The sequence below is a fragment of the Marinagarivorans algicola genome, from assembly GCF_001292705.1.
In the GTDB taxonomy this organism is placed as follows: Bacteria; Pseudomonadota; Gammaproteobacteria; order Pseudomonadales; family Cellvibrionaceae; genus Marinagarivorans; species Marinagarivorans algicola.
Genome location: NZ_LGAK01000001.1, coordinates 59139 through 71764, shown reverse-complemented (window position 1 = coordinate 71764; position 12626 = coordinate 59139). Strand labels below are relative to the sequence as shown.

Below are 12626 nucleotides of genomic sequence, written 5' to 3'. Positions count from 1 at the left end.
ACTCGGCAGAGGGATCAGCGGCTTGCGCGGCGGATATAAGAGGCGGGGTCGACAGCGCGACCGTGCTTATAGACTTCAAAATGAACATGGGGACCTGTAGAGCGACCACTGGATCCCATTAAGGCAATAAGCTGCCCTTTTTTTACAACATCGCCTGCTTTTACAAGGTTTTCCTTGCAATGAGCATAGCGGGTTTTAAAACCATTGCCGTGATTTATTTCTACAAGGTTGCCATAGCCATAGCGCTCAGCAGACCACGTGACGACACCAGCAGCCACAGCAACAATATCACTGCCGTCTTTCCCAGCAAAATCAACACCACCATGCCACGCAATTTTACCACTGAAAGGGTCGGTACGACGGCCATAATGCGAAGATAAGTAGCCTTTAGTGATCGGGCGGCCCGCAACAAAAATGGATTCTTGCACTTTTTGGTTAGCCATCAGCGCCTCTAAAGTTTGCAGCTGATGTTGCCTGTCGTCAATTTTAAAGGCTAAATCATCAATCATATCCATGAAGGTGGACACTTCAAAATTATGATTTTCTAACTCCTGTGATGGGCCACCGAGCGCAGGAGGCTGCGTAAAATCAAACTCACCAGGCTCGATTTTTGCGGTCATCATCATGCGCTCGCCCAAAGCATCTAAGCGTACTAAGCGCGCTTGGAGCTCAGCCACACGCAAGGTTAAAGCAGCAAGTTTATTTTGCGCTTGCTGACGTGTTTTTTCGACTTCTTCTTGCTGAGCAGAGAGTGTTTGCTGCCACGTTTTAGAGACTTCAGCAGTCAGGATGCTATGACTACTTTTTACACTCCACTGTAAAGCCATTAAAGTAACAGCAGCAATCGGCAGGGCTAACAAGCAAGCAAGCAAGATCGTCTTAGACCAAAAGCCTAAGGTAATTGTTTTTGTACCGCCGTGGCGCTTGCTAATTAAAATGAGTTTCACAAATAGACTTTTGTAGTATTTAATAGAATTTTTTGTAACAGCTGGCTTTATTGTTAACGTATAAAACAAACTGAGCGAACAAAAAGCAATCAATAAAGATAAAATTTAAGCATTAAATAGCGATAATGCCATTTTAATCCGATTAAGATTGTGTTCGCAAGAATATGTCATACAAAATGCAAAAAGCCAACTCTTGATGAGTTGGCTTTTTGCATTTTGTAAAGGTTGGTTTGACCGGTTAAAGGCCAATCGTACATTGGCGCGCTGCTATTTAGGTTATTTTACCGCAGCAATGTAGGCGATACTACGTATTCATTATCACCCTTTAAGATGCTTAAATAGCCAGAAAATAATCTGTTAGCGCCCTACAAGGTACGGTTTATCAGCTTGGTAATAATTACGATACTTCCAAGTAAAAATGGAAAGCTTAGCAATTAAAGGCCCCTTATCCCAAGAGATGGGTAACCCAGAAGTAAACGCTGGAAATTAAGCCACCGCTAAAGGCTTTTGATAAGCAATGGGCGACTCTTGGTTCTCCTCAAAAGTTGCTACTTCCCAAGCATCAGGCTGGCGAAGCAGTTCTCGCAATACAAGATTATTCAGGCCGTGACCTGATTTAAAGGCTTTAAATTCACCAATTAATGTATTGCCAAGCAAATACAAATCGCCGATCGCATCCAGAATTTTGTGCTTGACGAACTCGTCTTCATAGCGCAATCCGTCTTCGTTCACAATGCGGTATTTATCGACCACGATGGCGTTATCAACACTACCCCCTTTTGCCAATCCTTTTGACCGTAAATATTCTATTTCATGCATAAAACCAAAAGTGCGCGCACGCGAAATCTCTTTAACAAATGAGGTACTCGAAAAATCAACAACAGCATCTAGTTTTTTGCCTTTAAAAACAGGATGGTCAAAATCAATAGTAAAAGACACTTTGAAGCCATCAAAAGGTAATAAAGTTGCCACTTTATCACCATCGGTCACGGTAATTTCTTTTTTGATACGAATAAATTTCTTAGCCACAGGCTGCTCTAAAATACCGGCCGACTGAATCAAAAATACAAATGGGCCTGCACTGCCATCCATAATAGGTACTTCAGCCGCACTTAAGTCGACAATGGCATTGTCAATACCTAAGCCCGCCATAGCAGAGAGCAAGTGCTCAACAGTTGAGACCCGCACATCACCTTTCATGAGTGTCGTTGAAAGTGTGGTATCACCGACATTGGTCGCCTTAGCCTCTATTTCAACAATAGGGTCTAGGTCGACGCGACGAAAGACGATACCGCTATCCACCGGTGCCGGGCGCAATGTTAAATAGATTTTTTGCCCAGTATGCAAGCCAACGCCAGTCGCGCGGATTTCATTTTTAAGCGTTCGCTGTTTAATCATTAAAACATATTCCTGTTAGCGGTCATCATGATGACCGCTAGATATTAGGCGTGCTCTATACAGCCTGTTTTTCATTATATATAGTGTGTGAGTATGCCGCCCCAAGCATGAATTCAAACTGAATATACGTGCGCAAACCCAAGTCATACCTCTAGTCGGTGAAAAAGGCTGTACGCGCTTAAAAACACAAACACCCCACCTGAAAAAACAGGTAGGGTGGCATTCTAATGGCGCGGGGAACAGCCTCCGTGCAACGCCAGTTCAATGCGATCTTACAAATTGCGCTAGTTTAAACTAAAAGTAAACCAAAAGCGCGGAGTTGAGCATGACTATACTGCCCGTTAGTCGGCTTGACGGCGTAAAAAGGCTGGAATGTCCAGATATTCCATGTCACGCGCCTTTTCATCGAGCTTAGGCGCAGCGCTCGAACTTTGATTGCGCATAACCGTGGGTTTATCGAGTACGGCATAGTTAAGGCCCCCATCGGCAGTGCGCGTATTATCGACGACTTTTTCTGGCTTTGCGGTTTCTTCTTGTGCCGCAACAGCACCTAAGCCAGTAGCCACTACGGTTACTTTTAGTGTATCGCTCATCTCCGGGTCAATCACGGTACCCACAACAACCGTCGCATCGCCTGAAGCAAATTCTTCAATCGTATCACCCACTTCGTTAAACTCACCCAACGATAAGTCCATGCCGGCAGTAATATTGACCAATATGCCACGCGCACCGTGCAAGTTAACGTCTTCTAACAGTGGGCTACGTATTGCCGCTTCAGCTGCTTCACGAGCACGGTTTTCACCTTTGCCAGTACCACTCCCCATCATGGCCATACCCATTTCGCTCATCACTGTACGCACATCGGCGAAATCCACATTAATCATACCTGGACGGATAATTAAATCGGCAATACCCTGTACGGCACCCAGCAATACATCATTGGCGGCTTTAAAAGCATCGATCAGGCTCGTACTTTTACCCAATACGGCCAGTAGTTTTTCATTAGGAATCGTAATTAACGAATCAACGCGATCTTTTAATTGCTTAATACCTTCATCGGCAATCGCCATGCGTTTGCGACCTTCAAACGGAAAGGGCCGCGTGACAACCGCTACCGTTAAAATGCCCAGCTCACGAGCGACCTCAGCAACTACCGGTGCAGCCCCTGTACCAGTACCACCACCCATGCCCGCTGTAATAAACACCATATCGGCGCCTTGTAATGTCTCGGCAATGCGATCGCGATCTTCCATTGCCGCTTCGCGTCCTACGTTAGGGTTAGCGCCAGCCCCCAAACCTTTGGTTAAGTGACCCCCTAACTGCACAACTGTTTCGGCACTCACATTTTTAAGGGCTTGGGCATCAGTATTCGCGCAAATAAAATCAACGCCTTCGACTTGCTGCTCAATCATATGGCGCACAGCATTACCGCCACCGCCGCCAATACCTACGACTTTAATAACCGCGTTTTGCGGTATGTTATCTACCAGTTCAAACATAGTTTTCCCCTATCGTTCCCCAGCTTAAATTTACCAAACGAAACTAGACACTCTAGTTTGTTATAAATTCATTCTTTATTATTAGCCATCTTAAGTATGCATTGTTTTTTGATGTCTGCTTTATCCAATGCGGCCGTTATTTTTTGATTATCTTGTTATTAGATTGACTGCCAACCTTAATAATTTTAGGCTATAGAGCGCTTTTGTGCGCCGCGTAATCAACACTCAATACTGGGTGTACTATAAATTACGCTGAAACCAACCTTTTACACGAGTCCACGTGCTATCTGATGGCTCAAATGTTTCTGAGTCATCGGTGTTCCCCTGCTGTTTTAAACCATATTGCAATAAACCCACACCTGTAGAGTAAATAGGATTATTCACAATATCTCTAAGTCCTGTAATATTTTGCGGTGAGCCTAGACGCACAGGCATATGGAATATCTCTTCCGCCAACTCAACAACACCTTCCATTTTGGCGGTGCCACCTGTTAATACAATACCTGCTGGTAACATATCTTCAAAACCACTGCGTCTAAGTTCTGCTAAAACTAAGGTAAATAACTCTTCATATCGCGGCTCAACGACCTCTGCCAGCGCTTGACGCGACAAGTCCCGTGGCGGGCGCTCTCCCACGCTAGGAACCTTGATAGTTTCTTCGGCACCCGCCAACTTACCCAGCGCACACGCATATTTTATTTTAATGTCTTCGGCATGCTGGGTCGGTGTACGTAAAGCCATTGCGATATCATTCGTCACCTGATCACCCGCAATAGGAATGACACCTGTATGACGAATAGAACCCTCTGTAAATATCGCAATATCTGTTGTTCCACCACCAACATCAACCATACAGACACCAAGCTCTTTTTCATCTTCGGTCAATACGGCATAGCTAGAAGCTAGTTGTTCCAAAATAATATCATCAACATCAAGACCACAGCGCCGAATACATTTTTCAATATTTTGCGCAGCATTCACCGCGCAAGTCACTAAGTGAACTTTAGCCTCCAAGCGTACCCCTGACATACCTAAAGGCTCTTTGACACCACCTTGATCATCAATACGGTACTCTTGGGGCAGAATATGCAAAATTCGCTGATCTGCCGGTATTGCAACTGCCTGAGCGGCATCTATGACCCGCTCAATATCTTGTGAAAAAACCTCACGGTCTTTAATTGCAACAATCCCGTGGGAATTTAAACTCCGAATATGACTGCCAGCAATACCCGCGTAAACTGAGTGTATTTGGCACCCCGCCATAAGCTCGGCTTCTTCAACAGCTCGCTGTATTGACTGCACCGTTGAATCAATATTAACCACGACGCCTTTTTTAAGACCACTAGAACGATGCGAGCCAATACCCACTATTGATAGCTCACCCTCAGGCGAAAGCTCTCCGACTATTGCTACAACTTTTGATGTACCAATATCGAGCCCTACAATCATTTTACTACCACCGGACTGCGCCATTACCTGTGCCTCAAAAATCAACTTGACTATTTATTAGCCTTTATCACTCTGCGCGGCAACTCTTGCTCGCTTAATGTTATTTATACAACGTTATAACTGGTTTTAACTTGGTGCGCTCGGCTGAGTTAGCGCTCTGCGCTGGCTCGCCATTTTCTTTTAGCCTGAGTGGCATCATCATTTTACATAAATAGCCACATCAACTCTGCGCGATATTGACACTGACTAATGTACGAGGCCTCATCAAAATTCACGCAGCGTGCGAGTAGTGCTACACATATCGCTTTTTGTGCTCTCTTGGTAAGCTCCTAGCCAGACGTATTGCTTAGTATTTGTCGGCATTTACACTTCACAATTACTGACCATCGATTGCGACCGCAGTATCTTGCTTCCAGCTGATGGCAAATCCCTGTTTATATCGCATATCAACCGTTTCTATATAGGCAGCATGATGATTTAAATCATGCTGCAATACCCGCATCAGCCGCTGTAATTTCTCTATTGAATCATCTCGCCCTAATTTAATAGTTACCGCCGGCGCTATTGTTAAAGACCATGCCAAGGTATTATCCAACTCTAATACTAAAGGTGCAAATTGATATTCACTTAACAACTTTGCCATTAGAACATATTGTTGCATTACACGTTCGGTATATCGATCATCGGCCCTCAATAAAGGTAGATGATTTAATTCAGTTTTGTTACTTAAATTGACAATTTCGCCTCTTAAATTTAAAAAACCTTGATTATTCCAACGTGCGATCGGCTGTTGCTCTATGATTTTTATTAATAACGTATCAGGCCACTGCCTTGCCACCACCGCGCGATCGATCCAAGGGTGCTTCTCTAGGTGGCTTTTTAACGCCATTATATCCAATTCTAAGAATGTGTTACTGAGCTTTTCAGCTACCAAAGCCTCAATATGGGCTTGCGAAGCGTATTTGAACTCACCTTGAATACTGACATTTGCAATCGGCCTATTAGTATACTCTTGTATTATTTTTAAGGGCTCGATCTTGTATAAACTCCACCCCATAAAACCTAACAGGCTCACCAAGACTAAGCTCATGCCGATACTCTTCCAAGGTACTCTATACCTTGTTGCAACTTTGCTTGTTGCTTTGCGCTTTTTAGGGCTGGCTCCGCGCGTAGGCTTAACCGCAGCCCAAAAGACACTCAATTTAAGCCTCCAATACCTGAGAGGCTATACGCAACATTAAATCTTCAAAAGATAGGCCTGCCGCTTGAGCTGCCATAGGTACTAGCGAATGCGTGGTCAAGCCTGGGGCAGTATTCACCTCTAACAAATAAAATTTTCCATCCTGATCGGCCATAATATCGACTCGGCCCCAACCAGTAGCACCAACCGCGCTAAACGCACTTAATGCTAGCTGGGACAATAAGGCTTCATCCTCAGAATTTAAACCGCAAGGGCAAAGGTATTGAGTATCATCAGCCAAATATTTTGCATTAAAGTCATAAAATGTACTATTAGGCTCTAATTTAATCGCTGGCAAAGCTACACCATCTAATATGGCAACTGTGTATTCAGCACCAACAATAAATTGCTCTGCCAAAACACTCGTATCGTATTGCGCCGCGTCATTATAAGCTTGTTGTAGACTTTCAGCGGTATTAACACGACTCATACCGATGCTAGAGCCTTCATGAGCAGGCTTAACCATAGCCTCACCACCTAGATAATCGATCGCCTCTTGCCAGTTAGTGCTTTGCGTTAACGTTAAAAACCGCGGCGTAGGCAGGCGCATACCACACCACAATTGCTTCGTGCGTAATTTATCCATACAAAGTGCAGAAGCTAATACACCACTTCCCGTGTAAGGAATATTTAAGCTTTCCAGTAAACCTTGAATTTGTCCGTCTTCACCACCCACGCCATGCAGAGCAATAAAAGCACCGCTAAGTACTGTATTTTGCAGTTGTTCGATGAAGGGATACTGAGTGTCAATGGCTAATACCTCAACCCCTTGCGCCCGCAACGCCTCTATTGCGCACACACCGCTTTGCAAGGAGATTTCTCTTTCAGCTGAGGTCCCACCGTATAACACGGCAATTGTTTTCAGTGATGATGCCACCTCGTGATTATTCAAAGGTGTTAGAGTCCGACTGTCATTATTCAATTGTACTTTTTGCTCGCTCATCCGCTCACTCCACATCACTGAGTTTGTCAACTTTTGGAGCCATTAACTCTGCTAAAGTGGTATCGAGCGTTGTCGCTAAGGTGCCAACATTACCAGCCCCCTGAGTAATAACGATATCGCCTGGCTTAACCATTTTTTTCAGTACTTCAGGTACCTGCGCTATATCTTCAACAAACACAGGCTCCACAAAACCGCGAGCGCGAATACTACGACTTAGATGCCTACCATCAGCACCTGCAATCACCGATTCACCCGCGCTGTAGACTTCGAGTAAAATTAATTGGTCTACTGAGGACAAAACATCAATAAAATCCTCAAATAAATCCCGCGTACGCGTATAGCGATGGGGCTGATAAATCATTACTAATCGGCGAGTCGGCCAACCCTCTCGAATAGCGGCAATAGTCGCGGCAACTTCGCGCGGATGATGACCATAATCATCCACTAACATGGCTGTCGTTATGGTTTTTTTTACAGACTCAGAAGTGTTCGGCAAAGCATATTCACCATATATTTCAAAACGTCGCCCCACCCCTGCAAATTCCTTTAACCCTTTTGCAATAGACTGAACATCCAAGCCTTCTTCTAGGCTAACCGCCAACGCGGCTGTAGCATTTAAAATATTGTGCTTACCAGGCAAGTTCACCTGCAACAACAAAGGTTCATTTTGATGAGGCGTCTTCACTTTAAAAGTCTGTGACTTAGCCGTTTGCACAACATCAAAAGCTTGATAGTCGCACATTTCACCGAAGCCATACGTAATAATTGAACGTGACACTTTCGGCAAAATACTTTGTACAATATCATCATCACCACAGACGACAGCTAAACCATAAAAAGGCAGGTTGTGCAAAAACTCAATAAAGGTTTTCTTCAGTTTTTCAAAGTCTCCGCCATAGGTCTCCATATGATCGGCATCAATATTTGTCACAATCGATACCATGGGCTGTAAGTGTAAAAATGATGCGTCACTTTCATCGGCTTCAGCAAGTAAGTAGCGACTTGCACCTAGCTGTGCATTACACCCTGCGCTATTTAATAACCCACCAATCACAAACGTAGGGTCCTGCCCTGCCGCTGCAAAAATCGCGGCTAATAAACTGGTGGTTGTGGTTTTACCATGCGTGCCTGCAACTGCAATACCGTGCCGGTAACGCATCAGCTCAGCGAGCATTTCGGCACGCCTTACAACAGGTATTCGCGCTTTTTTGGCGGCGGCCACTTCAGGGTTTTCATGATGAATCGCACTAGAATTAACAACGACATCGACGCCCTCTATATTGCTCTGATCATGACCGATAAATACTTTCACACCCATACCTGCTAGGCGCGCAGTTGTCTTTGACGCCTTCACATCAGAGCCGGAAATATCATAGCCTTGGTTTAACAATACCTCAGCAATACCACTCATTCCTGCACCACCTATACCAATAAAATGAATGCGACGAATGCGGCGCATTTCTGGCGTTTGGTAAATACTAATATCAGACATTTAAATACTCCGCACAATACCGACTGACCCTTTGTGTAGCGGTTTGTTTTTTATAATATTGACCTAAATTACTTTTACTGTCGATGCGATCACTTTGCATCAGCGCTAAATTAGCCATTTCTTTTAATTTGGCGTGGTTAGGTAAAAGCTGTTGTAATTGCTGAGCGAGATACTGAGCTGTTAAATCAGATTCTGGACATAAAATAGCTGCACCCTTATCACTCAACCAGCGAGCATTCGCTGTTTGATGATCATCGATAGCATGCGGGAAGGGCACAAGAATTGATGCAGCTCCAACAGCGGCCAGCTCAGCAATAGTTAAAGCACCAGCGCGGCAAATCACTAAATCGGCAGCTGCAATCTGCTCGGCAACATTGTCAATAAACTCAGGCAGCTCGACATTAAATAGGGGCCTATGGAGCTGTAAGGTTTGATAAGCTTCAAGTGCTTGCTGACGTGTCGCAGTGCCTGATTGATGTACAACATGCATTGGCATTGTTTCAGGCAACAATGCTAATGCCGCTGGTACAGTTTGATTAAGAGCTCGCGCACCTAAGCTACCACCGAGTATCAACACATTAAATGTACTCTTTTGAGTAGCAAAGCGTAACTCAGGTAATGGCTGTTGATAAAACACTTCACGCACAGGGTTACCGACAAAAACACCTTTATTTAAAGCACCTGGAAAACCACATAAAACATGTTGCGCTAATTTAGCTAATATTTTATTTGTACTGCCGGGTGTCGCATTTTGTTCATGCACAATTAATGGTACTCCCAGTAAACGTGCTGCAATGCCCCCTGGACCTGCAGCATAGCCACCCATACCCAAAACTACATTTGGTTTAATTAACTGAATAATATGGCGTGCCTGCATTATTGCTTTTGCAATAGCAAAAGGCCCTGTTATGAAGCCCAGCCATGATTTACCCCGTAATCCGGCAATATCAATAGTATGTAAAGGGATAGTATGTGCCGGGACAATTTTAGCCTCTATACCGCGTGTGGTGCCGATCCAATGAACCTCAACACCGCGCTGTTGTAAGTGCTTGGCGACTGCCAAAGCAGGAAACACATGGCCGCCCGTGCCGCCAGCCATGATTAATATCTTTGAAGTAGCCTGCGCTTGTGTGCAAGTGCTTTTATTACTCATCATTCAGCTCCCAACCCAAGCGTAAAACCAACGCAATCAATGCGGTACATACCAGTAAACTGCTACCACCAGAGCTTACAAAAGGTAGTGTCAACCCTTTAGTTGGCAACAAGCCAGAGGCTACCCCCATGTTAATGAATGCTTGCGCGCTGAATAACATAGCGACCCCCATAGCACAGTAGCTAGCAAAAAAAGCTTCTTGCTTATATGCCTTAAAAGCTAACAATAAAATACGCCACACCAATATAACAAAACAAGCAACTAACACTAATGCACCGATCAAACCAAACTCTTCTGCCACAATCGAAAAAATAAAATCAGTATGTGCTTCAGGTAAAAAGAACAATTTTTGCAAACTATTGCCCAAACCCAACCCAAACCATTCGCCACGACCAAATGCAATCAACGATTGTACTAACTGATAACCGCTAGAAAACTGATCCGCCCAAGGATCTAAAAAAGTTACGAGACGTTGCCAGCGATAAGGTGAGGCGACAGCCATGAAGGCCAAACCCACAACGGCTAATAACGCCAAAAACACAAATCGTAATACAGGAACACCAGCTATAAACATCATAGCTCCGGCGGTAATACATAAAACAACAGAACTACCAAAATCTGGCTCAAGCAATAATAAAATCACAAAAGCACCTAAAATAACGAGCAGCTTAAAAAATGCACTCCACCCATTTTTAAACTCAAAAGTACGACGACTTAAAAAACTTGCAAAAAACACTATAAAACAAAACTTTGCCGCCTCAGAAGCTTGAAGTGAAAAAGGACCCACGCCCAACCAACGACGACTACCATTCACCATCTTCCCGACTCCAGGGATAAGAACAGCCACAAGTAACGCGATACCAATAATCAAAAAAACAATACCTAAACGATTCCACGCTTGACTGGGCAAGCTAAAAATCATTATCGCACCGACCAACGCTACGCATAAATAAAGCGCATGGCGTTTAAAGAAAAACCACGGATCTTTATAGCTATGTGCGGCCAAATCAATAGAGGCTGACAAAATCATGACCAAACCAAAAGACATTAATGCCAGCACGACGGTTAACAAGTACCAATCAAGACGCGCAAGTCTTACTTTCCAGTCAGCGTGATTTAATGCACTGTGCGTATTTAAAAACAGAGCACTCATGAAACAATGTCTCTGACGACTTGAGCGAATATTTCACCTCGCTGTTCAAAATTTTTGAACATATCAAGACTCGCGCAGGCTGGCGATAATAAAACCACATCGCCATCTCTCGCCTGAGCATGTGCAAGCTTAACGGCTTCTGGCAGAGTATTCGCTGACGACACGCACAATGTTGCAATATTATGATGAATGAGGGTTTTTATTGTGTCGCCATCCTTGCCAATAACAACAACACTCTTAGCATAGGCTTGTAATGCTGGTAATAATGGCGAAAAATCAGCACCTTTACCATCACCGCCTAAAATAATATGTATGTTCTTTTGATTAGCTAAGCCTTCTAACGCGGCAACAGCCGCTCCAACATTCGTCGCTTTTGAGTCATTAATATAATCGATACCGGCACTATAAATAATGCGTTCACAACGATGTGCAAGACCTGCAAATTGCTTAAGTGCTGCAAGGCACGACTCAATGGGAATATCTGCGGCCTCGGCAATGGCCAAAGCTGCGCAAGCATTCATCATATTGTGCTTACCGGCTATTTTTAACTTGCTCGCAGCGACTAGCTTATTAAAACCTCGTACCAAGTGGCCTTCGCTAAAACCGTATTCTTTTAAATCTGGCTCACCCGCTGTAAAACAGACGCGCTTAACGCCATCAGCAATCGGTGGCTCGGTTAAAGGGTCTTGCTTATTGAACACAACCGTTTTTGCACCAAAGGCGACACGCTGCTTTGTCAGGGCGTACTCTATAAAGCTCTCATAGCGATCCATATGATCAGCGCTGACATTCAAAATAGTTGCTACAACAGGTTTGAGTGATGATGTGCTTTCTAACTGAAAGCTCGACAGTTCTAGAACATATAATTCAACATCAGAACTCAATGCTTGTAATACGGGTAGGCCAATATTGCCCGCCACTTGCACTGAAATATTGGCCGCCTTAGCCATTTCACCAACCAGCGTGGTGACTGTCGACTTACCATTTGAACCAGTAATCGCAATGACCGGCGCTTGTACGGCGCGAGCAAATAGCTCAACATCACCAATAACCGGCACGCCCGCAGCTAATGCTTTTTGAATGACCGCCGTTTTACGCGACATACCAGGGCTAATAATAATTTCTTGCGCATGCACAAAAAGCTCTTCATCTAGAGCACCTAGCTCAATTGCTAAACAGGGTAAATCTTGCTTCACTTGCACTATGTTTGGCGGGTTTTTTCGAGTATCGCAGGCAACAACATTAACGCCTTGTGCCAGTAAATAACGAGCAGCCGAGACACCCGACAAACCAAGACCTACGACCAACGTATATTTATTTGTAGCAATTAGGCTCACATCACTTCCTCGTAT

10 protein-coding genes are annotated in these 12626 nt (G+C 44.3%); all 10 read right to left on the bottom strand.

The genetic code is table 11. The features are described from left to right. Positions 1–14: 14 nt before the first annotated feature. Positions 15–947 carry a M23 family metallopeptidase gene (locus AC438_RS00305; protein ID WP_053979437.1) on the bottom strand — a complete coding sequence of 311 codons (933 nt, stop codon included), beginning with the start codon at positions 945–947 and terminating at the stop codon, positions 15–17. Between the two features lie 486 nt (positions 948–1433). After that, positions 1434–2345, bottom strand: a complete 912-nt coding sequence (gene lpxC, locus AC438_RS00300; protein WP_053979277.1) for a UDP-3-O-acyl-N-acetylglucosamine deacetylase — start codon at positions 2343–2345, stop codon at positions 1434–1436. 341 nt (positions 2346–2686) lie between these two features. Further along, positions 2687–3844 (bottom strand): cell division protein FtsZ, encoded by a 1158-nt coding sequence (gene ftsZ, locus AC438_RS00295; RefSeq protein WP_053979276.1) that lies wholly within the window; start codon positions 3842–3844, stop codon positions 2687–2689. 240 nt (positions 3845–4084) lie between these two features. Next, positions 4085–5317, bottom strand: coding sequence for a cell division protein FtsA (gene ftsA / locus AC438_RS00290; RefSeq protein ID WP_053979275.1), 1233 nt, complete (start codon positions 5315–5317; stop codon positions 4085–4087). A 352-nt stretch (positions 5318–5669) separates the two neighbouring features. Then, the gene (locus AC438_RS00285; RefSeq protein ID WP_053979274.1) at positions 5670–6494 is read right to left on the bottom strand and encodes a cell division protein FtsQ/DivIB; all 825 of its coding nucleotides are present in this window, start codon (positions 6492–6494) and stop codon (positions 5670–5672) included. A 1-nt stretch (position 6495) separates the two neighbouring features. Next, positions 6496–7476, bottom strand: a complete 981-nt coding sequence (locus tag AC438_RS00280; protein ID WP_082353797.1) for a D-alanine--D-alanine ligase — start codon at positions 7474–7476, stop codon at positions 6496–6498. 4 nt (positions 7477–7480) lie between these two features. After that, the gene (gene murC / locus AC438_RS00275) at positions 7481–8968 is read right to left on the bottom strand and encodes a UDP-N-acetylmuramate--L-alanine ligase (protein ID WP_053979273.1); all 1488 of its coding nucleotides are present in this window, start codon (positions 8966–8968) and stop codon (positions 7481–7483) included. After that, positions 8961–10124 (bottom strand): undecaprenyldiphospho-muramoylpentapeptide beta-N-acetylglucosaminyltransferase, encoded by a 1164-nt coding sequence (murG, locus tag AC438_RS00270; protein WP_238376287.1) that lies wholly within the window; start codon positions 10122–10124, stop codon positions 8961–8963. The genes murC and murG overlap by 8 nt, the downstream gene beginning before the upstream one ends. Next, entirely contained in the window at positions 10114–11274 is a 1161-nt protein-coding gene (gene ftsW / locus AC438_RS00265; RefSeq protein WP_082353793.1) for a putative lipid II flippase FtsW, read from the bottom strand. Before ftsW ends, murG begins: the two co-directional genes overlap by 11 nt. Then, positions 11271–12611, bottom strand: a complete 1341-nt coding sequence (gene murD, locus AC438_RS00260) for a UDP-N-acetylmuramoyl-L-alanine--D-glutamate ligase (protein WP_053979272.1) — start codon at positions 12609–12611, stop codon at positions 11271–11273. Before murD ends, ftsW begins: the two co-directional genes overlap by 4 nt. Between the last annotated feature and the right edge of the window lie 15 nt (positions 12612–12626).